The 23,412-nt window shown below is 66.0% G+C and carries 21 protein-coding genes; 8 read left to right on the top strand and 13 right to left on the bottom strand.

The annotated features are described in order from the left end of the window. Positions 1 to 45 precede the first annotated feature (45 nt). From AC3EDY_RS01410 to AC3EDY_RS01425, 4 genes are all read left to right on the top strand, one after another. Complete coding sequence (locus AC3EDY_RS01410; RefSeq protein WP_488570653.1) at positions 46 to 807, top strand: uracil-DNA glycosylase family protein; 762 nt, start codon at positions 46 to 48, stop codon at positions 805 to 807. A 59-nt stretch (positions 808 to 866) separates the two neighbouring features. Continuing rightward, entirely contained in the window at positions 867 to 2,597 is a 1,731-nt protein-coding gene (locus tag AC3EDY_RS01415) for a lytic transglycosylase domain-containing protein (protein ID WP_488570654.1), read from the top strand. Positions 2,598 to 2,599: 2 nt separating this feature from the next. Continuing rightward, the gene (moaB, locus tag AC3EDY_RS01420; protein ID WP_488570655.1) at positions 2,600 to 3,127 is read left to right on the top strand and encodes a molybdenum cofactor biosynthesis protein B; all 528 of its coding nucleotides are present in this window, start codon (positions 2,600 to 2,602) and stop codon (positions 3,125 to 3,127) included. 65 nt (positions 3,128 to 3,192) lie between these two features. Then, a complete protein-coding gene (locus AC3EDY_RS01425; protein ID WP_488570656.1) occupies positions 3,193 to 4,263 on the top strand; it encodes a PA0069 family radical SAM protein in 1,071 nt (356 codons plus the stop codon). Positions 4,264 to 4,305: 42 nt separating this feature from the next. On the opposite strand, the gene AC3EDY_RS01430 is transcribed toward AC3EDY_RS01425, so the two are convergent. The 9 genes from AC3EDY_RS01430 to AC3EDY_RS01470 form a co-directional block, all read right to left on the bottom strand. After that, complete coding sequence (locus tag AC3EDY_RS01430; protein WP_488570657.1) at positions 4,306 to 4,593, bottom strand: hypothetical protein; 288 nt, start codon at positions 4,591 to 4,593, stop codon at positions 4,306 to 4,308. Continuing rightward, positions 4,590 to 4,910: a YbjQ family protein gene (locus AC3EDY_RS01435; RefSeq protein ID WP_488570658.1), complete on the bottom strand. Its 321-nt coding sequence runs from the start codon at positions 4,908 to 4,910 to the stop codon at positions 4,590 to 4,592. Before AC3EDY_RS01435 ends, AC3EDY_RS01430 begins: the two co-directional genes overlap by 4 nt. Before the next feature lie 33 nt (positions 4,911 to 4,943). After that, a complete protein-coding gene (locus AC3EDY_RS01440) occupies positions 4,944 to 6,545 on the bottom strand; it encodes a long-chain fatty acid--CoA ligase (protein WP_488570848.1) in 1,602 nt (533 codons plus the stop codon). A gap of 41 nt (positions 6,546 to 6,586) precedes the next feature. Then, entirely contained in the window at positions 6,587 to 10,210 is a 3,624-nt protein-coding gene (gene dnaE / locus AC3EDY_RS01445) for a DNA polymerase III subunit alpha (RefSeq protein WP_488570659.1), read from the bottom strand. Positions 10,211 to 10,289: 79 nt separating this feature from the next. After that, positions 10,290 to 10,790 carry a glutathione peroxidase gene (locus AC3EDY_RS01450; protein ID WP_488570660.1) on the bottom strand — a complete coding sequence of 167 codons (501 nt, stop codon included), beginning with the start codon at positions 10,788 to 10,790 and terminating at the stop codon, positions 10,290 to 10,292. Between the two features lie 86 nt (positions 10,791 to 10,876). Then, on the bottom strand, positions 10,877 to 11,143 hold the full coding sequence (locus tag AC3EDY_RS01455) for a hypothetical protein (RefSeq protein WP_488570661.1): 267 nt from the start codon (positions 11,141 to 11,143) through the stop codon (positions 10,877 to 10,879). Between the two features lie 84 nt (positions 11,144 to 11,227). After that, on the bottom strand, positions 11,228 to 11,902 hold the full coding sequence (locus AC3EDY_RS01460) for an ABC transporter ATP-binding protein (RefSeq protein WP_488570662.1): 675 nt from the start codon (positions 11,900 to 11,902) through the stop codon (positions 11,228 to 11,230). Further along, positions 11,895 to 13,136 (bottom strand): lipoprotein-releasing ABC transporter permease subunit, encoded by a 1,242-nt coding sequence (locus AC3EDY_RS01465; protein ID WP_488570663.1) that lies wholly within the window; start codon positions 13,134 to 13,136, stop codon positions 11,895 to 11,897. The genes AC3EDY_RS01460 and AC3EDY_RS01465 overlap by 8 nt, the downstream gene beginning before the upstream one ends. 125 nt (positions 13,137 to 13,261) lie before the next feature. After that, a complete protein-coding gene (locus AC3EDY_RS01470; RefSeq protein ID WP_488570664.1) occupies positions 13,262 to 15,058 on the bottom strand; it encodes a sensor domain-containing diguanylate cyclase in 1,797 nt (598 codons plus the stop codon). 282 nt (positions 15,059 to 15,340) lie between these two features. Here AC3EDY_RS01470 and purF point away from each other — a divergent pair, with 282 nt between their 5' ends. The 3 genes from purF (at position 15,341) to AC3EDY_RS01485 (ending at position 18,061) form a co-directional block, all read left to right on the top strand. Continuing rightward, a complete protein-coding gene (purF, locus tag AC3EDY_RS01475; protein WP_488570665.1) occupies positions 15,341 to 16,819 on the top strand; it encodes an amidophosphoribosyltransferase in 1,479 nt (492 codons plus the stop codon). Between the two features lies 1 nt (position 16,820). Further along, positions 16,821 to 17,564: an SDR family NAD(P)-dependent oxidoreductase gene (locus AC3EDY_RS01480; RefSeq protein WP_488570666.1), complete on the top strand. Its 744-nt coding sequence runs from the start codon at positions 16,821 to 16,823 to the stop codon at positions 17,562 to 17,564. Between the two features lie 146 nt (positions 17,565 to 17,710). After that, positions 17,711 to 18,061, top strand: a complete 351-nt coding sequence (locus AC3EDY_RS01485) for a PilZ domain-containing protein (RefSeq protein ID WP_488570667.1) — start codon at positions 17,711 to 17,713, stop codon at positions 18,059 to 18,061. Positions 18,062 to 18,077: 16 nt separating this feature from the next. Here AC3EDY_RS01485 and AC3EDY_RS01490 read toward each other — a convergent pair whose 3' ends face one another. Further along, positions 18,078 to 19,445 carry a cryptochrome/photolyase family protein gene (locus tag AC3EDY_RS01490; RefSeq protein WP_488570668.1) on the bottom strand — a complete coding sequence of 456 codons (1,368 nt, stop codon included), beginning with the start codon at positions 19,443 to 19,445 and terminating at the stop codon, positions 18,078 to 18,080. 194 nt (positions 19,446 to 19,639) lie between these two features. On the opposite strand from AC3EDY_RS01490, the gene AC3EDY_RS01495 reads away from it, so the two are divergent. Beyond that, entirely contained in the window at positions 19,640 to 20,128 is a 489-nt protein-coding gene (locus AC3EDY_RS01495) for an RNA pyrophosphohydrolase (RefSeq protein ID WP_488570669.1), read from the top strand. Between the two features lie 37 nt (positions 20,129 to 20,165). On the opposite strand, the gene AC3EDY_RS01500 is transcribed toward AC3EDY_RS01495, so the two are convergent. The 3 genes from AC3EDY_RS01500 to guaB all read right to left on the bottom strand — a co-directional run bounded on the left by AC3EDY_RS01500 (position 20,166) and on the right by guaB (position 23,375). Beyond that, positions 20,166 to 20,672: a tetratricopeptide repeat protein gene (locus AC3EDY_RS01500; protein WP_488570670.1), complete on the bottom strand. Its 507-nt coding sequence runs from the start codon at positions 20,670 to 20,672 to the stop codon at positions 20,166 to 20,168. Positions 20,673 to 20,736: 64 nt separating this feature from the next. Continuing rightward, complete coding sequence (locus tag AC3EDY_RS01505) at positions 20,737 to 21,921, bottom strand: RsmB/NOP family class I SAM-dependent RNA methyltransferase (RefSeq protein ID WP_488570671.1); 1,185 nt, start codon at positions 21,919 to 21,921, stop codon at positions 20,737 to 20,739. Further along, positions 21,918 to 23,375 carry an IMP dehydrogenase gene (gene guaB / locus AC3EDY_RS01510; RefSeq protein ID WP_488570672.1) on the bottom strand — a complete coding sequence of 486 codons (1,458 nt, stop codon included), beginning with the start codon at positions 23,373 to 23,375 and terminating at the stop codon, positions 21,918 to 21,920. Before guaB ends, AC3EDY_RS01505 begins: the two co-directional genes overlap by 4 nt. Between the last annotated feature and the right edge of the window lie 37 nt (positions 23,376 to 23,412).

The following is a 23,412-nucleotide window of genomic DNA, read 5'->3' on the forward strand; positions in this document are numbered from 1 at the left end:
CAACGCGCCGCCGATCGAAAAAGACGCTTTTCACCGGGCAGGCGCATGAGCCCGTCGCCAGGTCCCTCTCTTGCCGCGCTGGTGGAAGCCGCGTTCGACTGGTGGAGCGACGCGGGAGTGGACGGTGTCTTTGCCGATGCGCCACAGCCATGGCGCGATCGCGGGCGCCAGGTTGCCGGCGATACCCATGCCAAGGCCAGGGCCACCGCATCGCCCGCTGCCCAACGGCTTCCGCCGCCAGCCATGGGCGGCCCGGCGCAAGACTGGCCGCAAACGCTCGACGCTTTCGCGCACTGGTGGATGGAAACGCCCACGCTGCCGTTCCCCGCGCCGCGCCGCATCGCGCCGTCCGGCCCGGCTGCCGCGCCGCTGATGGTCCTGCTGCCCATGCCCGAGGACGACGACGGGCAAGGATTGCTGACCGGGCGCGGCGGCCGGCTGGTCGACGGTATTCTGGCCGCGCTCGGCCTGGATCGCGGCGCCGTCTATCTGGCGGCAGCCCTGCCGATGCACGTGCCCTTGCCCGATTGGACGCAATTGCGGAACGAGGGCATGGGCGCGCTCTTGGCGCACCATGTGGCGCTGGCTGCGCCGCAACGCGTGCTGGTGCTGGGCCAGAACGGCGTTTCAACGCTTATCAGCCACGATTCGCCGAAAAACGCTGCCGATTTACGAGAGCTTTACCATGACGCTGGAAGCGTACCGGCGGTTTTCGCATACGATCTTGCCGCGCTTATGGCTCGTCCGGCGCACAAGGCCGCGTTGTGGAACCGCTTGCTCGAATGGACGGGAACAGATCAGACGTGATAATCCGGCGCTTCTATCGCGCTTGCCGGCCGGTGCTGGCAACCGCCTGCGTCTATGGCATGACTGTGGCGAGCCTCGCCACGCCGGCTCATGCCAGCAGCGCGGCAGTGGAATACTTCCGCACGCGGGCCGATCGCACGGCCGTGCCTACCCTGCTCAACCAGGAAGACCGCACTTATTACACGCGGCTTTTCGCCGCGATCGAACGGCAGGACTGGGTCAATGTCCAGGCCATGCTGTCCCAGCGCAGCGATGGCCCGCTCCATGCCGTGGCCCGTGCACAATTCTATCTTGCCGCCACCTCCCCCAAAGCCGATCTTGCCTCTCTTACCGATCTCCTGTCGCGGGCGCCCGATCTGCCTTGGGCCGATCAGCTCGGCCGCCTCGCGCTCAAGCGCGGCGCGGTCGCCCTGCCGGTCGCTCCCAGCGCGCAATCGTTGGCCGCCTTGCCTGCAACCCCGCGCCGCACCCGGCCACGCAGCATTGCCGATGGCACGATGCCCGATACGGTGGCCCAGGCGATTCAGGATCGCATCAAGGCGGATGATCCGTTGGGCGCCCGCGTGCTGCTCGACGGCATCGATGCGGCCCTTTCGCCCGAAGCCCGCGCCGAATGGCGGCAGAAGGTCGGCTGGGGCTTCTACATCGAAAACGACGATGCCAATGCGCGGCTCGTCGCCTTGTCCGCTGCGCAGAGCGGATCAGGCCCGTGGGTGGCCGAAGCCCTGTGGACGGCAGGCCTTGCAGCCTGGCGGATGGATGATTGCATGGCCGCCGCCGATGCCTTTGCCCAGGCGGCAAGGCAGGGCACCAACCCCGAACTCGTTTCGGCGGGATATTACTGGGCCAGCCGTGCCGCGGTGCGCTGCCGACAGCCGGAAAAGGTGGCTGGCCTGCTTCGTTCCGCCGCGCGCAACGGCGATACGCTTTATGGCATGATGGCGGCAGAGGCGCTCGGTCTGCGCAGCGCGACGCCCCCCGCCACGCCCGATTTTTCGACCAGCGACTGGCAGGCCCTGCGCGATCTCAACAATGTGCGCGTCGCCGTGCAACTGGCGGAAATCGGCGCCGATGGCCTGGCCGACGATATGCTGCGCTATCAGGCGCGGATCGGCTCGCCCGGCCAGTATGCTCCGCTTTCCCGCCTGGCCCGCGATCTGGGCCTGCCGACAACGCAGTTGTGGATGGCCTACAACGCCCCGCCCGGCGCCCGGGCCGACGAAGCCGCACGGTTTCCGGCGCCCAAGTGGGTTCCGGCCAATGGCTGGAAAGTCGATCCGGCGCTGCTGTTTGCCCACTCGCTGCAGGAATCGAATTTTCGCACGGCTGTCACCAGCCCGGCCGGCGCCAGGGGCCTGATGCAGGTTCTGCCCGGCACGGCGCGCGACATGGCGCGCGTGGACCCGGTGATGCAGGGGCGCGACAGCCAGCTCGATCTGCCCGACGTGAACCTTGCCTTCGGGCAGACCTACCTCACCCGTCTGCGCGACAATGGGGCGACGGGCGGCCTGCTGCCCAAAGTCATTGCCGCCTACAACGCCGGGCCGATGCCGGTGGCGCGGTGGAACACCGAGGTGAAGGACCAGGGCGACCCGCTGCTGTGGATGGAATCGATCCCCTACTGGGAAACCCGGGGCTATGTGGCGGCCGTCATGCGCAATTACTGGATGTACGAACGCCAGGCCGGCGGCACTTCGGACAGCCGCGTCGGGCTGGTCCAGGGCCTGTGGCCCAGGTTTCCCGGCCTTTCCGGGGCGGATAACGTGCGCGTGGCCATAAACGGCAACTGATCATGGCGATCGACCCATCCCGCGCTTTCAAGCCGATCGCGATCGCTCTGCTGACCGTTTCCGACACGCGCGGGCCGGAAGACGACACCTCTGGCGACATCCTTGCCCAGCGCATCCGCGATGCCGGCCACACGCTGGCGGCCCGTGCGATCGACAAGGACGATGCCGACCGCATCGCCGCGCGGCTGAATGGCTGGATCGACGATACCGCTATCGATGCCGTGGTGATCACCGGCGGCACGGGCCTTACCGGCCGCGATGTCACGCCCGAAGCGCTGGACCGCGTCAAGACGCGCGATATTCCGGGATTTGGCGAGCTGTTCCGCTGGCTTAGCTACAAGACTATCGGCACCAGCACGATCCAGTCCCGCGCCTGCGCCGTGGTGGCCCGTGGCACCTATATCTTCGCCCTTCCCGGCTCAAACGGCGCGGTGAAAGACGGCTGGGATGGAATCCTTGCCGAACAGCTCGACAGCCGCAACCGCCCGTGCAATTTCGTGGAGCTGATGCCGAGACTGCTGGAACGGTAGCGCTTCCTCTCCAACAAGACGACGATCTGCTTCCCAAGCAATCATGTTCTTGATATGTTCCGGCCATGGAACCGATCAAAGGCAGGGGCGCGCAATCCGGCGCAGTGCCAACGCGTTTCGGGCTGGCGCAGCGCGAGGCCGATGGCGATTGGCGTGACATGGCTGTCAGCATCAATGGGGAGCCTGCGCGCCTGCGCACCACGGTGACACAGGAATTCCCCAAAACCATCCTTACGTTCAACGCCTCGCCCGACATTCCCTTCGACCGTTCGCTCAACGCCTATCGCGGTTGCGAGCATGGCTGCATCTATTGCTATGCGCGGCCGACGCACGCCTATCACGATCTGTCGCCAGGTCTGGATTTCGAGACGAAGCTGTTTGCAAAGCCGCAAGCCGCCGCGCTCCTGCGCGCCGCGTTTGCCAGGCGCGGCTACAGCCCCCGGCCGCTGGCGCTGGGCACCAACACCGATCCCTATCAGCCGATCGAGCGGGACTATCGCATCACGCGCCAGGTGCTGGAACTGTGCCTCGAAGTGGGCCATCCGGTGACGGTCACGACCAAGTCTGCCCGCGTGCTCGACGATCTCGATCTGCTGCGCCAGTTGGCCGCGCGCCGGCTGGTGGCGGTGGGCATCTCGATCACCAGCCTCGATCCGCGCCTGTCGGGCCTGCTCGAACCGCGCGCCTCAAGCCCGGCCAAGCGCCTGGCGGCACTGGGCAGGCTGGCAGAGGCGGGCATTCCCGCACATGTCGGGGTATCACCCATCATTCCGGCGGTCACCGATGCCTGTCTCGAAGAGATCCTGATGGAAGCCGGCGCGCGTGGGGTCTGCTCGGCAAGCTGGGTCATGCTGCGCCTGCCACACGAGGTGGCGCCGCTGTTCCGTGAATGGCTTGATGTCCATTTCCCCGATCGCGCGGCCAAAGTGATGCATACGGTGCAATCGATGCGGGGCGGCAAGGATTACGAGGCCAGTTTCCACACGCGGATGAAGCCCGACGGCGTGTGGGCAGACCTGGTGCGCAACCGCTTCCGCATCGCGCTGCGCCGTGCCGGCATCCCGCAGGACAAGCCAGACCTTGATTGCAGCCAGTTCCGCCCCCCATCGCGCGATGGCCAGATGCACCTGTTATAAGCACGGGGCCAGGCCGGTGGCCGTCCGCGCTTCACCCGCCGCTCAATCGGCCACGGGTTCGTACTTGCGCGCGCCGGTGACCGGATCGTACCAGACTTCCACGACAGCGCCGGTCTCCACGTCCACCTCGCATTCGCCGGTGCGTTGCCATCGTACGTCCCCTTCGGGCTGGCGCGCCCGATAGCGGGTGTCGAACAGCGTGGCGAGCGCGATTACCGCGCCGAGGCCGATCAGCCCCCACCCGCTTTCGGAATGGTAATGCAGGGCCAGCCCCGCGGCGGCGATCAGGCCGGCAACGATCAGCGCGGCACCACGGGCCGCGCCACTCATGGCCGGGCCAGCTTTACGGCCGTGCCATAGGCGACCACTTCGTTCATGGTCTGGCCGATGGCGCCCGAATCGAAGCGCATCATCACCACCGCATCCGCCCCCATCAGCCGGGCATTCATCACCAGCCGGTCGATCGCATGGCGCCGCGTGTCTTCCACCAGCGCCGAATATTCCTTGATTTCCCCGCCGATGATCGTGCGCAAGCCGGCCACGATATTGCCGGCAAGGCCCCGGCTGCGCACGACGACACCAAAGACCTGCCCCAGGCTTTCGACCACCTCGTGGCCGGCGATGTTCTCCGTGGTCGTAACGATCATCGCGCATCTCCCCCCTTTTTCGATGGGCAAAGTTTACGCCTGATCCCACGAAAATCCATGAAATTGTTGCCGCAAATCCTTCTTCGAAACTTTGCCCGTGGCCGTGTGCGGCAGCTTTTCGAGGAAAATCACCGCATCGGGCAACCACCAGCGGGCGACATGCGCGGCAAGATGATCGCGCAGGTCCTGCACGCCGGCGGCCTGCCCGGGCTTCAGAACGATGGCGAGCAGCGGGCGTTCTCCCCACTTGGGGTGGGCAACGCCGATTGCCGCCGCTTCGGCCACGGCGGGATGGCCCATGGCGGCGTTTTCCAGTTCCACCGAGCTGATCCATTCGCCACCGGATTTGATGACGTCCTTGGTCCGATCGGTGATCTGCATGGTGCCGTCGGGGTGAAGGATTGCCACATCGCCGGTGTCGAACCAGCCCTGCGCGTCCACCGTGTCGGCGTCGGCCCGGTAATAGCGCTGGATGACCCAGGGCCCGCGCACCTGCAAGGCACCTGCCGTCGTGCCATCGGTGGGCAGCACGCGCGCAGGGTCGGCCAGATCGACGCAGCGCATGTCCACGCCAAAGGGTGGGCGCCCCTGCTTGACCTTGAGATCGACCCGGGCAAGAAAATCCAGATCGTTCCAGTTCCACGGCTCGCCCCCGGCCGTGCCCACCGGCGATGTCTCGGTCATGCCCCAGGCGTGGTTGACGCGCAGGCCGGCGGTCATGAAGCGCTCCACCAGCACGCGCGGCAGGGCCGATCCGCCGCACAGCACGTCCTTGAGCGAAGGCGGGAAAGCGCCATCGGCCGTGATGTCGACATGCTGCGCCACGGCCAGCCACACGGTCGGCACCCCAGCCATCGCGGTTACGCCGTGGCGGTCGATCAGATCGCACAGCACGGCAGGGTCGGCCACGGCGGAAAGCACCAGCTTGGCCCCCACGCTTGCCGCCGCCCAGGGCAGGCCCCAGCATGCGGCATGGAACATCGGCACCACCGGCAGGGCCACGGTGCGGCTTTCCATGCCGAAAACCTCGGGCTGCAACACGGCCATCGCATGCAGCACGGTGGACCGGTGCGAATAGAGCACGCCTTTGGGGTTGCCCGTCGTGCCGCTGGTATAGCTCAACATGCAGGCTTCGCGCTCGTCACCTTCCAGCCAGTCGGCCACTTCGCTGCCGATCCAGTTCTCGAACGCGGGCGCGGGCACGCCGCTGTCAAAGCAGATGTAGTGTTCGATCGATGGCCATTGCGGCTTCATGCGCTCCACCAGAGGCGCGAAGACCGCGTCGAACAGCAAGACGCGGTCCTGCGCATGGTTGACGATGAACGCCAGTTGATCGTCGAACAGGCGGGGGTTTATCGTATGCAGCACCGCTCCCGCGCCGCACGCCCCGTACCAGGCCACCAGATGACGCGCATGGTTCATCGCCAGCGTGGCCACGCGATCGCCGGGGTTGACCCCAATGCGAGACAACGCGGCGGCCAGACGGCGCGCATCGTGATGCACGCCCTGCCAGGTGGTTTCCGTTTCGCTGCCATCGGCCCAGCGGCTGATAATGGCCCGTTGCCCGTGCTGTCGCGCGGCATGGTCGATCAGCCGGCCAACGCGCAGCGGCCAGTCCTGCATTCCGCCCAGCATCATCGCTTTGCCCTTTCCATGCGGCTTGTGCGCGCCCGTCGCTATTTCACCAGCCGCAGATCGGCCTTGGCCGTCAGCGCCAGGTTGGCCACGCCCTCGATCGGCATGAGCCGTTCGACCAGGTCGCTGTCGAGCCTGAAATTGCGACCCAGGCACAGGCGCGGCGCCACGCCCGATGCCGTGCGCAGGCGCGCGATCACTTCGCCCTTGGCATCGGCGGCACGCGGCAAGAGCAAGGCCAGTTCGCGGATCGCCTCTTCCCGGGTGACATCCAGCGTCAGGTGCATGCGCGCCGCGCTGGTCACGCTCGACAGCGGCCGCGCGCCGCGCACGGTCACCCGGGGCGGCTCGTCGGCATTGGGGCGGTCCAGTTCGACGTGGAGCAGCACGCATGTGCCTTCCCGCGCCCAGGTGACGAAATCGTCGACCAGCCCTTCTTCAAAGCACGATGCCGAAAATTGCCCGCTGCTGTCGGAAAAATCGGCCATGATGAAGTCCTTGCCGCGCTTGGTCTTGCGCTTCTGGACGTTTTCCACCAGCGCCGCCATCACCGCGCCCGAACGTGCCGCCGCCGCCCCGCCCGGGCCGCCATCGCCCGATCCGGCCATCAGGCTGCCATAGGTGCGCGCGCCGTTGGCGGTCGCCACCGTGCGGTACTCCTCCACCGGATGGGCCGCGAAATAAAAGCCGAAATTCTCGCGTTCGGCCGCCATCTGGTCGGCGCGGCTCCACGGCGCGGTTTCAGCGAGGCGGGTGGCGGGCTGGTCGTGCCCGTCGCCGCCGAACAGCCCGCCCTGCCCCGACGTGCGGCTGCGTGCCGCTTCTTCCGCCACCGCCATCAGCAGCTCGGCATTGGCGATGATCCTGGCGCGGTTAGGCTCCAGTCTGTCGAGCGCGCCCGCCGCTGCCAGCGCTTCCAGCTGCCGGCGGTTCATCGATCCGGCGGGAATGCGGCGGAAGAGATCGTCGAGCGACGCGAAAGGCCCGTTGGCTTCCCGCTCGGCCACGATCGCCTCCATCGCCTTTTCGCCCACGTTGCGCAGGCCCGCCAGGGCGTAACGCACGGCGTGCCCTTCTTCGGTGCGTTCCACCGTGAACTCGGCTTCCGACCGGTTGATGTCCGGCCCGGCCAGTGCCACCCCGTTGCGCCGCATGTCGTCGACGAACACGTTTAGCTTTTCCGATTGATGCATGTCGAAGCACATCGACGCGGCATAGAATTCGTGGGGGTAGTGCGCTTTGAACCAGGCGGTCTGATAGGCCAGCAGGGCATAGGCAGCAGCGTGGCTCTTGTTGAAGCCATAGCCGGCGAACTTGTCGATAAGGTCGAAAAGTTCGTTGGCCTTGTCGGACCCGATCTGCGAATTTTCCGCGCAGCCGGCCACGAAACGGGCGCGCTGCTGGTCCATTTCGGCCTGGATCTTCTTGCCCATTGCCCGGCGCAGCAGGTCCGCGTCGCCCAGCGAATAGCCGGCCAGGATCTGCGCGGCCTGCATGACCTGCTCCTGATAGACGAAAATGCCATAGGTTTCGGCCAGGATGCCGGAAAGCTTCTCGTGCGGAAACTCGATCTTTTCCAGCCCGTTCTTGCGCCGCCCGAACAGGGGGATATTGTCCATGGGGCCAGGGCGATAAAGCGAGACGAGTGCGATGATGTCACCGAAATTGGTGGGCTTCACCGCCGCCAGCGTGCGCCGCATCCCTTCCGATTCCAGCTGGAACACGCCCACCGTGTCGCCCGTCTGCAGCAGGCGATAGACATCGCCGTCATCGAGGGCGAGCCGCGAAAGATCGATCGCGATCCCGCGTCTGCCCAGAAGATCGACCGCCTTGCGGAGCACCGACAGCGTTTTGAGCCCCAGGAAGTCGAATTTCACCAGGCCCGCATCCTCGACATACTTCATGTCGAACTGCGTCACCGGCATGTCTGACCGGGGATCGCGATAAAGCGGCACGAGCTGCGCCAGCGGCCGGTCGCCAATGACTACGCCCGCCGCGTGGGTGGAGCTGTTGCGCGGCAGCCCCTCGAGCTGGCGTGCCAGGTCGATGAGCCGCTTGACCTCGGGATCGCGGTCATATTCACGTTTGAGTTCTGCCACGCCGTTCAGCGCGCGCTCCAGTGTCCAGGGGTCGGTGGGATGGTTGGGCACCATCTTGCACAGCCGGTCCGTCTGGCCATAGCTCATCTGCAGGATGCGGCCGGTATCGCGCAGCACGGCGCGTGCTTTCAATTTGCCGAAAGTGATGATCTGCGCCACGTGATCGGTGCCATATTTCGCCTGGACATAGCGGATCACTTCGCCACGCCGCGTTTCGCAGAAATCGATATCGAAATCGGGCATCGACACGCGTTCGGGATTGAGGAAACGTTCGAACAGCAGGCCCAATTTGATCGGATCGAGATCGGTGATGGTCAGCGCCCAGGCCACCAGCGAACCGGCGCCCGAGCCGCGGCCCGGGCCGACCGGAATGTCATTGTCCTTGGCCCATTTGATGAAATCGGCGACGATCAGGAAATAGCCGCCGAAACCCATGCGGTTGATGATCGCGATTTCGAATTCGAGCCGCTTGCGGTAATCGAGCACTTCGTCCCATGCGCCCGCCGCCGCCAGTTCGGGATAGGCCGCGGCATCCGGCTCCACGTCCGGGCCCAGGCACAGCACCTGCGCCAGTTCGCCATGGCAGGCGTCCGGGTAATAGGGCTTGAGCCGGGCGACAAGGCCGGTGCGGCTGTCCCGGGCACAGGCCTGCGCTTCCCCTTCCTTGTCGCCGGCGAGGCTCGGCAGGATCGGCTTGCGCCTGGGTGGCACGCAGGCGGTGCGCTGCGCCACGACCAGCGTATTGGCCAGCGCTTCGGGCAGATCGGCGAACAGGTCCTGCATCGCCTCGGCCGGCTTGATCCACCAATGGGCAGAGGATCGCGGCCGGTCGGCGCTGTCGACATGCGTGGCGCTGGCGATGCACAGCATGGCATCGTGCGCATCATGGAACGAAGCCTCGGCAAAGCAGGCCGGGTTGGTGGCCACGAGTGGCAGATCGCGGGCATAAGCAAGGGCGATCAGCGCGTCTTCGGCCGCTTCCTCGCCCGCGTCGTTGCGGCGCGCCACTTCGAGATAAAGCGAACCGGGAAACAGCGTCTCGAGCCGATCGAGATAGCGTTCCGCCGCGCTGTGCTGATCGCCCGCCAGCAGGCGCACCAGCGCCCCTTCCCCGGCCGCCGTCAGGCACAGCAGGCTTTCGGTATGCCCTTCCAGATCCGAGAGCAGCACATGCGGCGGATGCTCCAGCGGCCGATCGAGATGCGCGCGGCTGACGAGGTGGCAGATGTTGTCGTAACCGCGCGCGTCCTGGGCATAGAGCGCCAGCCAGTCGATCGTGGGCGCCTGAGAACCGAAGCCGAAGCCGGAGCCGGGGCCGAAGCCGGACGCACCATCGCGTTCGGGCCTTGCCACGGCGAGCATCGTGCCGATCACCGGCTGCACACCCGCGTCCATACAGGCCTTGGCAAAGGCGGCACTGCCGTAAAGACCGTTGCGGTCGGTAATCGCGATGGCCGGAAAGCCGCGTTTTTCCGCCGTCTTGGCAATCGCCTTGGGATCGATTGCCCCGTCCAGCATCGTATAGGATGAAAAGACGCGCAACGGAACGAAAGATGCGAAGGCCATGGTGGGCAGATAGCATGGCCCGGACCGCTTTTTTAGTGGCCTGGCGCGCTCATCAACAGGTTCGCGCCGGCATGCTCCCTCACAGCAAGGCGACGATATCCGCCTCGATCGCCTCGGGCTTGTCCGTCGGGGCATAGCGGCGAACGACGCGGCCCTGGCGGTCGATCAGGAACTTGGTGAAATTCCACTTGATCGCCGTGGTGCCCAGCACGCCGGGCGCCTCTGCCTTGAGCCATGCGAACAGCGGCTCGGCATCCCTGCCGTTCACGTCGATCTTGGCCATCAATGGAAAGCTCAGGCCGAAATTCACTTTGCAGAAGCTTTCGATCTCGTCCGCATTGCCCGGCTCCTGCCCGCCGAACTGGTTGCAGGGAAAGGCTAGGATTTCGAATCCCGCCCCGCCGTGCCGGCGCCACAGCGCTTCCAGCCCTTCGTATTGCGGGGTGAACCCGCATCTCGATGCGGTGTTCACCACCAGTACAACCTTGCCCAACCGATCGGCCAGGCTGATCCGCTTACCATCGGGCAAGCGGGCATCGAAATCGGCGATCGTCTTCGGGCTGGTTCCGGTCCGGGTCATCGCATCGCTTTCCATGGGCTTCCGTGTCCATGGCACGATGCCATGGACCGCTGCCGGAAATCGACGCAGCGTCCGGCACGCTGATCTTACCGCGGGAAATCGGGCCGCTGCAACATCTGCAGCGCTTCGGAAGGACCATAGTGGCGATCGCCCGACTTTTCGATGATCAGTTCGGCGCGGTCGGCCTCGGGCATTTGGCTCATCAGCCGCACCATCTCGGCAAAAGACCCTGAATGCAGCACGGCAAAGCCATGGAGCAAGCTGCCCGCGGCGCTGCGCGGGACGATCGTGGCATGATCGTTCCAGAAACTGCGAGTCTTGCCGCGGGATTCAGCGCGAATCGTGGTGTTCATCGGACATCCTCTTTTCTTATGGGCCTCCGCCGGCGTCTTGCTTGCGGGGTTCCTATAGGAAGCACGTCCGATCTTAACCTGCGATTATTGCAGAATGCCCTCGTGCAGGCGGAGGACCCGGTCCATGCGAAAGGCCAGCCGCTCGTTGTGGGTGGCCACCAGCGCCGCGCTCCCTTCGCCCCGCACCAGCTTCAGGAATTCGTCCAGCACGCGGTTGGCGGTGCTCTCGTCCAGATTGCCGGTGGGTTCGTCGGCCAGCACCAGCGCCGGCCGATTGGCCAGCGCGCGCGCCACGGCCACGCGCTGCTGCTCCCCGCCGGAAAGCTGGCTGGGCCGATGATCGAGACGATGTGCCAGCCCCAGCGCCGTGAGCAGTTCGGTCGCCCGCGCGCGCGCCGCCGGTTCGGCCACGCCCGAGACAAGCTGCGGCAGGATCACGTTCTCGATGGCGTTGAAATCGGGCAGCAGATGATGAAATTGATAGACAAAGCCCAGGTGATCGCGGCGCAGCACGGTACGGGCATCGCCATCGAGCCGCGCGGCATCCGTGCCGGCGATCTCGATCGTGCCCTGAAAACCGCCTTCGAGCAGGCCCACAGCCTGGAGCATGGTGGATTTGCCCGATCCCGACGGACCCAGCAGGGCCACGATCTCGCCCGGACGAATGTCGAGGTTCACGCCGCGCAACACGTCGATGCGCACTCCGCCCTGTTCGAAGCTGCGGCGCAGGTCGCGCAGGCTGACGACCGCATCATTCATAGCGCAACACCTGCACGGGATCGGTGCTCGCCGCCTTAAAGGCGGGATAGAGCGTGGCAAGAAAGCTGAGGATCAGGGCCATGAGCGCGATCGCGACGATCTCCACCGGATCGCTGCGGCTGGGCAATTCGGTCAGGAAACGGATCGAAGGATCCCACAGGTTCTGCCCGGTCAGCATTTCCACCAGGTGTACCATCGACTGACGGAAATAGAGAAACACGAACCCCAGCGCGAGGCCGACAGCCGTGCCCAGCGCGCCGATCACGAAACCGATGGCCATGAAGATTGTCAGAAGGCTGCGACGCGAGGCGCCCATGGTGCGCAGGATGGCAATGTCGCGCGTCTTGGCGCGCACCAGCATGATCAACGAGGACAGGATGTTGAACACCGCCACCAGCACGATGATCGAAAGCACCACGAACATGGCCACCCGCTCTACGGCCAGAGCCTCGAACAGGCTGGCGTTGATGCTTTTCCAGTCGGTCACCTGGGCACGGCCGGCCAGTTGCTGCTTGAGCGGACCCAGCGTGGTCGTCACCGTGTCGGGATCGGTGGTGGTCACCTCGATCATGCCGATGGAATCGCCCGCCAGCAGCAGCGTCTGCGCATCGGGAATGGGCATGACGACGAAGGCATTGTCATAGTCATACACGCCGATTTCGAAAATCGCGGCAACCTGATAGCCCACCTGGCGCGGCACCGTGCCGAACGGCGTGGAGCGCCCGGCGGGATTGATGATCGTGATCGTATCGCCCACCTGGGCGCCCAGGCTTTCCGCCAGGCGCGATCCGATCGCCACGTTGTTGCTGCCCGGTTGCAGCGCGGCAAGGCTGCCGGCCTTGCGCTTGTCGGACAGGCGCGCGATGTCCCTGGCCGTATTGCCGCGCACCACGATCGCTTCCACCCGGCCGTTGAAGCTGGCCAGCAGCGGTTGTTCGATCAACGGCGATGCGCGCGTGACGCCGGGCGTCTTTTCGAGTTTCGTAAGGATGGCCTGCCAATCGTCGAGCCGCCCGCCATAGGCCTGGATTACCGCATGGCCGTTAAGCCCCACGATCTTGTCGAGCAGTTCCGCGCGAAACCCGTTCATCACGCTCATGACGATGACAAGCGCAGCCACGCCCAGCGTCACGGCCACCAGGCTGATACCGGCGACCATGGCAATGAACGCTTCGCCGCGCCCAGGCAGCATGTAGCGCTTGGCAATGGTCCATTCGAATGGCGTGAGGATCAAAGGCGGCACTTTCGCGCTGGAGCGGAACGGACTGTCGGGCGCACGCTTTAGGGCGGCGCGCGCCCTACGGCAAGGCGCCGTGCCCCATCGCCCTGCCGGCGCCGATGCCTTCCGTTCCGGGGCGGTTAGGCGGCCACGCGCAGGCGGGCGCGGCCTTCGGCCTTGGCTTGGTAAAGCGCGGCATCGGCCGCCGCCAGCGCCGCATCGGGCTGTGCGTCGAGGCGGGCAATGCCCGCGCTGACCGTTATCTTCACTGCCCCCTTCGGCGTTTCAACCGCCATGGCGCTGACCGCCCGGGCCAGGCGGCGGCACACCTTTTCGGCATCGGCCAGCCCGGTATCGGGCAGCAGCACGGCAAATTCTTCCCCGCCGATGCGGGCAACCACGTCTGTCGAACGCAAGGCGGCCAGCGCCGCTTCGGCAAAGGCCCGCAGGACCTCGTCCCCCACCGGGTGGCCATAGCGATCGTTGACCTGCTTGAAATGATCGATATCGATCACGGCGAGAGAGCATGGCAGATCGCCCGTCCCCATCTGCTCCGCCATTTCGAAGAACGCGCGGCGGTTCGGAATGCCGGTCAGCGGATCGGTCAGCGCGGCGCGGGCCAGATCCTCTTCGATCCGCTTGCGCTGCGCGATGTCGCGCGTCACGCAGACCAACCCGTCCACCTCGCCCTTTTCGTTGGTGACGGCGCGGAAATGGGTTTCGAACCAGCGGCTCTGCCCGGTCAGCGGCAGGCAGAGATATTCCACGCCCACCGGTTCGCCGGGGGCGGCCACGGCCGCGTCCCATGCGGCGGCCACGGCAGCACGATGGCTTTCCGATGCGATTTCGCGAAAATCCACGCCGACAAGCTGTTCGGGCACATGGCCGGTGAGATTCGCGATAGCCGGCGAGGCATAGCGGATCGTGCCACTGCATCCCATGTGGATGATCACGTCGCTGGCATGGTCTGACAGCAGGCGATAGCGCGCCTCGCTGTGCGTCAGATCCTGCATCCGGCGGCGGCGGCGTTCCTGCTCGGCCACGATCGGCAGGGCGCACAGCACGGTGACGCCCAGATAGACCTGAAAGAATTGCAGACGCCCGGCCAGCACGTGCAGATCGGTGGCCGCGACCGTCATGGTGGCGATGGGACCATGCCCCTGCAGCGTCAGCCAGCCGCCCACCGTGGCCAGGATCATCGGCAAGGTAAGCGCGACGAAGGCATTGGCCCAGATCGCGCCGAACAGCACCAGCAGCAGCGGAAACAGCAGGAGCGGGCGCGCATTCTGCGAAAATACCAGAACGGTCAGCAGGGCCATCGTGCTCGCCAGCAGCGCGGCCCGCAGGACGGTGCCCGCTGGCAGCAAGCGTTCGCGGGTCTCGATCGCCTGGCACAACAGGCTGGCGCCCGGCAGGAAAATCAGCAGCCCCAGCGAATGGCCCAGCAGCCAGTCGCCGAAATTGGCATTGAGCGGCTGCCCCTGCGACAGCATGCCGACCATGGCGGCAAGGACCGCGCCGACCGTCGGCACGGCAAGGCCGATGCCCAAGCTATAGCCGATCATCCATCCGACGATGTCCTCGGGCCAGAGCGTCTGGTTGATCCGCCGCAGGATCGTTGCCGCGGCCACGCCTTCGAACATGTTGACCGCCATGATGAACGGCGCCGCCCGCCACCCCAACCCGAACGATCCGGTGACGAGCAGGCTGGCCAGGGCCGCGGCGAAAACCGTGGTGCGCCACACCCTGACCGGCAGAACATAAAGGCGCGCGGCAAGAATCGCGTTGGCGATCCATACCAGAGCCACGCCCCCGCTCAGCCGGCTGTAATGCACCGCAAGGAAAGCACTGATGAAGAAGAGAAGTCCGGTGACGATGGCGGCGCGCACCGAAGCGCCTGAGGTAATCGCGCGGCGAGGCCGGGGGGAAGCGGTCATCTGCATGACTGAAACATTAGCGTCAAAATGGTTAATTCCACTCTAAGAAGCGCGCGAATGCTCTATTCCGGTAGTAAAAATTCTCTAACCAGAGCTCCGTGTCGGACACTGCGCATCAACCATATGGCGGCGCAGGATAAATTTTACAGAACGAAGACAGGCCTGAAGGTCCACGCGCGCACGCCCTTGCCTTTGCCGACAAATCTCGCCACATGGGCGGCAATCCTTGGCCGGCGCGCTTGGCACCGGTGCGAGTCTTTGGCGCGAGCGCTTGCGGGACACATGATCACCACCAACCCCTTCGAGGAGCGCGACGGCGACAAGCTGCGCGAGGAGTGCGGCATCTTTGGCGTGCTGGGCGCGCGCGATGCCGCGGCGATGACCGCGCTGGGCCTCCATGCCTTGCAGCATCGCGGGCAGGAAGCAGTCGGCATCACCAGCTTCGATGGCCAGGAATTCTATTCGCGCCGCGGTATCGGCCATGTGGCGCAGAACTTTTCCAGCGGCCAGGCGATCGCCGAGCTGCCGGGCATGATGGCTGCCGGCCACGTCCGCTATTCCACCACGGGCGGATCGGGCCTGCGCAATGTCCAGCCGCTTTTCGCCGATCTGGCTTCGGGTGGCTTTGCCATCGCGCACAACGGCAACATCTCGAATGCGATGTTCCTCAAGCGCGACCTCGTGCAACGTGGATCGATCTTCCAGTCCACGTCGGATACCGAGGTGATCATCCACCTTGTCGCCACCAGCCGCTATCCCACGCTGCTCGATCGCTTCGTCGATGCGCTGCGCCTGGTCGAAGGGGCTTACTCGTTGATCTGCATGACGCCCGAAGGCATGATCGCGTGCCGCGATCCGCTGGGCATCCGCCCGCTGGTCATGGGCAAGCTGGGCGATGCGGTGGTCTTTGCCAGCGAAAGCGTGGCGCTCGACGTCGTCGGGGCCGACATGGTGCGGGAAGTGGCTCCGGGCGAACTGATCCACGTCGCGCTCGACGGTTCGATCCGGTCGCACCGCCCGTTCGGCGAAACCCCGCAACGCCCCTGCATTTTCGAGCATGTCTATTTCAGCCGCCCGGACTCGATCCTGGGCGGCCGCTCGGTTTATGAAGTGCGCAAGGCGATCGGCGTGCAACTGGCGATCGAAAGCCCTGCCGATGCCGATCTGGTGATCCCCGTGCCCGATAGCGGGGTTCCCGCTGCCCTGGGTTATGCCCAGCAATCGGGCCTGCCGTTCGAGCTTGGCATCATTCGTTCGCACTATGTCGGCCGCACCTTCATCCAGCCGTCCGACGGCGCGCGCCATGCCGATGTCAAGCGCAAGCACAACGCCAACCGTGCGCTGGTGGCCGGCAAGCGGATCGTGTTGATCGACGATTCGATCGTGCGCGGCACCACCAGCCTCAAGATCGTGCAGATGATGCGTGAAGCCGGTGCCCGCGAAGTGCACTTCCGCGTCGCCAGCCCGCCGACAGAGCATTCATGCTTTTATGGCGTCGATACGCCCGAGCGATCGAAGCTGCTGGCCGCCCGGATGGACGTCGCGGCTATGGCCGAATTCATCCAGGCCGATAGCCTGGCGTTCGTTTCGATCGACGGCCTTTATCGCGCGGTTGACGAAACGCAGCGCAACAACGCCTGCCCGCAATATTGCGATGCCTGCTTCACCGGCGATTATCCCACCCGGCTGACCGATTTCGGCGATCGGACGCCGGGGTGTTCGCCGGTCAGCATCAAGGCCAAGCCGGCCAAGGTTGCCTGACATGGCATCGACGGACGCCGCGACGCCGGTGCCCGGCCCGCTGGCCGGGCGCGTCGCGCTGGTCACCGGGGCCAGCCGGGGCATCGGCGCAGCCACCGCCAAGGCCCTGGCTGCACAGGGCGCGCACGTGGTGCTGGTGGCCCGCACCGCGCCGGAACTCGAACAGGTGGAAGACGCGATCTTCCAGGCCGGCGGCCATGCCACGATCGCGCCGGTCGATCTGGCAGAGCCCGACGGCGTGGCACGCCTGGCCGCGGCCATTGCCGAACGCTGGGTCGCGCTCGATATCCTGGTGATCAATGCCGCCGTCCTGCCGGCGCTCACGCCAGTGTGGCAGATCGAACCACGCGATTTCAGCCGCGCGATCACGCTCAACGTGCTGGCCACGCATTCGCTCATCAGCGCGTTTCATCCGTTGCTGAAAGGCAGCCAGGATGCTCGCGTGATCGGCCTGACCAGCAGCGTGGGCGCCGCGCCGCGCGCCTATTGGGGCGCCTATGGTGCGACCAAGGCGGCGTTCGACAACCTGCTGGGCAGTTATGCGCAGGAAGTCGCTGCGGTGTCCGCCATCCGGGTGGCCATTGTCGATCCCGGCGCCACGCGCACCAAAATGCGGGCCAAGGCCTATCCGGGCGAAAACCCGGCCAGCGTGAAACCGCCCGAAGCGGTTGCGGCACGGATCGTCGCATTGGCGACGGGGCCGTTCGAGAGCCCTCACCGTGAACGGGTTGAGCAACCCTACTGATATTGCAGCAAGGTTTTCGCTGACCCCGCATAAAAACTTAACTGTTCACGCCGCGCGTTAACCTGGTGGTAAGCCAATTTCCTCATTCTTCCACAAGGGCAGGGTTTGCACTGCCCGTAACGCGTTGTTTCAGCGGGTCACGCCATATGCCCACGGTCAACTGGCAGGATAGTTACGAGGCAGCCGCCAGCGACGATCGCTGTGCCCCGCGCTCGCGCCTGGTCATCCCTTCCAAGCTGCGCCGCAACGGCACCCGCGCGGTGCAGACGCTGGTGCTCGATCTGTCGCTTGCGGGATTCTCCGCGCTGGCTTCGGCGCGGCTGGAGCCGGGCAGCAAGATTTATCTGACGCTGCCCGGGTTCGAACCGCGCGAGGCGCAAGTGGTGTGGTGGCAGGCCGGCCTGGTGGGCTGCGCCTTTTCCAACCTCCTGACCCAGCGCGAGCATGACAGCCTGCTGATCCGCTATGGCGGCGAAGCGGATCGCAACGCCGGCTGATACCCAGCTTCCGCGATCAGGCGAATGTCTTCATCTGCGCATGGGCTGCCAATGCCCGCGCCCGCGCGGCCGCATGGTCCACGATCTTGGCCGGATAGCCCGGGGGCGGGCGTTGCGGATCGTGTATCTCGGTATCGTCGAGATCGCGCAGTTCCGGCACCCATAGGCGGATGTAACCCGCGGCATCGAACTTCGCCGATTGTGACAGCGGCGCCATGATCCGTACGAACATGTTGGCATCGAGGCCACTGCCCGCCACCCATTGCCAGTTGGTGGCATTGGCGCCGTAATCCGCGTCGACCAGGGTGTCCCAGAACCATTGCTCCCCCAGCCGCCAATCGATCAGCAGGTGCTTGATCAGGAAACTGGCGGCGATCATCCGCACCCGGTTGTGCATCCACCCGGTATGCCACAACTGGCGCATCCCGGCATCGACGATCGGATAGCCGGTGCGGCCCTGCTGCCAGGCCGCCAGTTCCGCCGGCTGCTCTCGCCAGGGGAGGGCGTCGAAGGCCGCCCGGCCATTGCGGGCGCCATATTCGGGACATTGCAAAATCAGGTTCTGGGCATAATCGCGCCAGCCCAGTTCGCCCAGGAACACGCTCACACTGCCGCCGGCATGGGCCACTCCGTGCCATACCGCGGCTGGCGATATCTCGCCGAAATGCAGATGCGGGGAAAGCATCGAAGTTCCCGCGCACGAAGGCAGATTACGCTGTGCTTCATAGCGCGGGGCCTGCGCCACGAATGCATCCAGCCGGGCATGGGCGCCGGCCTCCCCCGGGGTCCAGGTCTCGCGCAGCCCGCCAGCCCAGTCGGGCTGCGTCGGCAGCAGGCGCCAATCGTCAAGCCGGTCGCTGTCCGGCCAGAATTGCGGAGGGGCCAGGCTGGCGGGGGCCTCTTGCGGGCGGGGGGGTGGCAACTGCTGCAGACTGGCGCGCCAGAACGGCGTATAGATCTTGTAGGGTTGTCCGCCGCCGGTGGTAACGCTGCCGGGCGGAAGCAGAAAGTTGCCATGGTGCAAGCGCAGGTCGAACGCCTTGGCCACGGCCCGCTCGGCCATGCGCCACCACGGTTCGTAGTGATGCAGCGCATGAACCACGCGCGCGCCGGTGTCCCGGCGGAGTGCCGCCAGCACCGCATCGCATCTGCCGCGCCGCAGGATCAGGCGTGATCCCATCGCCCGCAACTGCGCATCGAGGCTTTTGAGGCTATGGTGCAACCACCAGCGCGATGCGCTGCCCATGCGGCGGTGCCGGGGCGTCTCGTCGTCCAGCACGTAGACCGGAATGACCGGGCCGCCGGTGGCGGCCGCCGCAGCGAATGCCGCTTGGTCTTGCAACCGCAAGTCCCGGCGCAGCCAGACAATTGTTGGGCTCGTCATGGCTTGCTATGTGAATGGTATTGGCGCACTTGGCCATGGCCGCCGCCCTGCCCCTTGGTACAGGGTCTGCCCTTGCCGGCGCCCCGTGCGTCTTTGTCTGGAGAACTGGCTTTGGCCGAATCGCTCAATGCCGCTGTGGGCATCCACACCCTACCCACGGCAAATTTCCGCTTGCGAACAAGGATCCTCCAGCGATGAGCGCGGACCCTTTTGTCGCTTTGCCCTATCGCCCGTGCGTGGGCCTCATGATCGTGAACGCGCAAGGCCGCGTGTTCGTCGGCAAGCGCATCGACAACAAGGAAGGCGATGCCTGGCAGATGCCCCAGGGCGGCATCGACGATGGCGAGGAACTGGTACCCGCCGCCATGCGCGAGCTGTTCGAGGAAACCGGTCTGGCTGCAGAGCATGTTACGGTGCTGGCGCAAAGCCGCGACGAGCATTTCTATGATCTGCCGCCCGAGCTGGTGGGCAAGCTGTGGGGTGGGCGCTATCGGGGCCAGCGCCAGGCCTGGTTGCTGCTGCGTTTCAACGGCCAGGACAGCGACGTGGTGCTCGATGCCCACGATCCGCCCGAATTCTGCGAATGGAAATGGGTCGATCCCGACCAGCTGCCCGATCTGATCGTCCCGTTCAAGCGGCGCGTCTATCGCCAGGTGGTCGACGAATTCCGGGCTCTGATCTGACCGGACCAGGCCGCCGCCGACCCGAAGGACGCCGGCGTCAGTTCGCCTGGACTTCGGGCTTGGGCTTAACCGTTTCGGCAGCCGCCACTTGCGGTTTGGGGCCGGCGATCAAAGCCCGGCTGACGACGGCCGTTTCCGGACAATTGCGCCCGCACAGGTTTTCCAGCCGGGCCAGCGTGGCTTTCGCCTTGTCCACCGCGCCCTTTTCCGCCAGCGCCGCCCCCTCGCCGGCGATGGCCGAAAGGTTGTTGGGTTCGCGGTCCAGCACATTGCGATAGTAATGGATGGCCTTGCCTTGCAGGCCCGCCTGGCGCGAGGCATCGCCCAGGGCCACCAGAATCGCCGCATTGGCCGGATCGAGCGCCAGCGCCGCCTCGAAACTGTCGGTCGCGGCGTTCACCTCGCCCTTGGCGAGCAACGCGCGGCCATCGTACAACAGCGCCTGGGCGCGGGGATCGAGCGGATCGCTGGTGCGCGCCGAACCCATGCTGCCCGTCACGGCCACAACCAGGGACAGCGCAACGGCCGCCGGCGAATAGCGCATCAAGAACTCCTTCAGCCGGGACTGTTCCCCACGGCGATAGACCACCCTCATGGCAGATGGTCTATCACAGACGCACCAGCCGCGCGAAGAAAAAGCCGTCCGTGCCGTCATGATACGGAGACAAACGCCAGCCACCCCGATGCGGGCGACCGCCAGGCAGACAGTTCAGCGAATCGACCCTGAACCCGCGATGAGCGGCCAGAAAGGCTTCCAGCCCATCGGCACCTTCGGCATCGATCAGCGAGCAGGTGACGAAGACCAGGCGCCCGCCCGGCCGCACCAGCCCGGCCGCCACATCCAGAACATGGGCCTGCATCTTGCCGTAACGGGCAATCGCCGCCGGATCCAGCCGCCAGCGCGCCTCGGGATTGCGCCGCCAGGTGCCTGTGCCCGAACAGGGCGCATCCACCAGCACGGCATCGGCAAGGCCCTGCCAATCGGCCAGCATGGCCATTTCCCGGCCGGGGTCGAGCAGCCGGGTTTCCACCAGCGCGCCGGCCCGCCCGGCGCGAGGGGCCAGCCGCGAAAGGCGGGCGCGGTCGATGTCGCAAGCCAGCAGCCGGCCGGTATTGCCCATCGCAGCGGCCAGAGCCAGGGTCTTGCCGCCCGCGCCGGCGCACAGGTCCACCACGGATTCGCCCGGTTGCGCGTCCAGTGCCTGGCAGGCGATCTGGCTGCCGGTGTCCTGCACTTCGAACAGGCCCTCGGCAAATTCCGGCCAGCTTTCCGCCGGCGTGCCGGGCGGCAACCGCAGGCCATCGGGCGCGGCCGTGGGCGTGGCCGCCACCGGCAGGCGTGCGGCCAGGCCGTCACGATCGATCTTGAGTGCATTGGCGCGCAGGTCCAGCGGCGCGCGGCCCAGCAGTGCGGCCTGCTCGGCCGCATCGAGGCCAGAAGCGTTCATGCGCTGCGCCAGCCACGCCGGCATGGCGCCGCCGGTCGCTACCGGCTCTCCCGCGCGAACCGGCGCCGGGCCATAGGGCGATCCGTCGAACAGCGCGGCCAGGCCGGAATCGTCTTGCGCCAGGCGCAACACGGCGGCGCGGCCGCTTTCGGGCACCTCGCCACAGGCGCGGATCGCTGCCCATGTCAGCTCGCGAATGGCGCGGCGGTCTTTCGATCCCACGAAACGGCGGTGGCGAAACCACTCCGCGATCAGCCGGTCGGCCGAGGCGCCCTGCCCGCGCGCGGCGGCAATCACCCCGTCAAGGATGTCGATTGCGGCCTGAACGCGCGCAGCCGGCGTCACCGCGTGGGATAGTTCGGCGCCTCGCGCGTGATCGTTACGTCGTGAACGTGGCTTTCCTTGAGGCCCGCATTGGTGATGCGCACGAACCGGGCGTTCTTGCGCAAGTGCTCGATCGTGCTGCTGCCGGTATAGCCCATGGCGGCCTTGATGCCGCCGACAAGCTGGTGGACCACGTCCTTGGCGGGGCCTTTGTAGGGCACCTGCCCCTCGATGCCTTCGGGCACCAGTTTCATCGAATCCTTGATGTCCTGCTGGAAATAGCGGTCGGCCGATCCGCGCGCCATGGCCCCTACCGAACCCATCCCGCGATAGGCCTTGTAGGCGCGGCCCTGATAGATGAACGTTTCGCCTGGCGCTTCCTCGGTTCCGGCCAGCATCGAGCCGACCATGATCGAACTGGCGCCTGCCGCCAGCGCCTTGGCCGCATCGCCCGAGGTACGCAGGCCGCCGTCGCCGATCACCGGAACGCCCGATTTCTCAGCCTCTGCCGCGCATTCCATGATCGCGGTCAGCTGCGGCACGCCGACGCCGGCAACGATGCGGGTGGTACAGATCGAGCCTGGCCCGATACCCACCTTGATCGCATCGGCACCGGCATCGATCAGCGCGCGGGTCGCCTCGGCCGTGGCGACATTGCCGGCAATCACCTGCACCGCGTTGGACAGAGTCTTCACCGCTTCCACGGCCCTGGCCACGTCGCGGTTGTGGCCGTGGGCCGTGTCGATGATCACCACGTCGCATTCCGCTTCGATCAGGGCCATTGTGCGGGCCATGCCCTTTTCGCCCACGGTGGTGGCCGCCGCCACGCGCAGCCGTCCGGCGGCATCCTTGGTGGCATTGGGATAGGTCACCGACTTTTCGATGTCCTTCACGGTGATAAGGCCGATGCAGCGATAGGCGTCATCCACCACCAGCAGCTTTTCGATGCGGCGCTGGTGCAGCAGGCGCCGCGCTTCCTCGCCGCTGGTGCCCAGCTTGACGGTCGCCAGGTTATCGTGCGTCATCAACTCGCGCACCGGCTGCGAAAGATTGTCGGCAAAGCGCACGTCGCGGTTGGTCAGGATGCCGACCAGCCGGCCGCCCGCTTCCACCACGGGAATGCCGCTGATGCGGTGGGTGCTCATCAACGCTTGCGCATCGCCCAGCGTGGCGTCGGGCGAAATGGTGATCGGGTTGACGACCATTCCGCTTTCATAACGCTTGACCGCCCGCACGGCGGCTGCCTGTTCCTCGATAGTGAGATTGCGATGCAGCACGCCGATCCCGCCCAGCTGTGCCATGACGATGGCCATGTCGGCCTCGGTCACCGTGTCCATCGCCGAAGACAGCACGGGAATGTTGAGAGCGATCGCCTTGGTCAGGCGCGTGCGGGTGTCGGCCTGGGAAGGCAGGATGTCTGACTCGGCCGGACGCAGCAAGACGTCGTCAAAAGTAAGGCCGAGGGGAATATCCATGAGAGCTGCCACTTCCTGTCGGGAGGGGAATCGTGGC

The organism is Novosphingobium sp. DS6-6, from assembly GCF_057784975.1.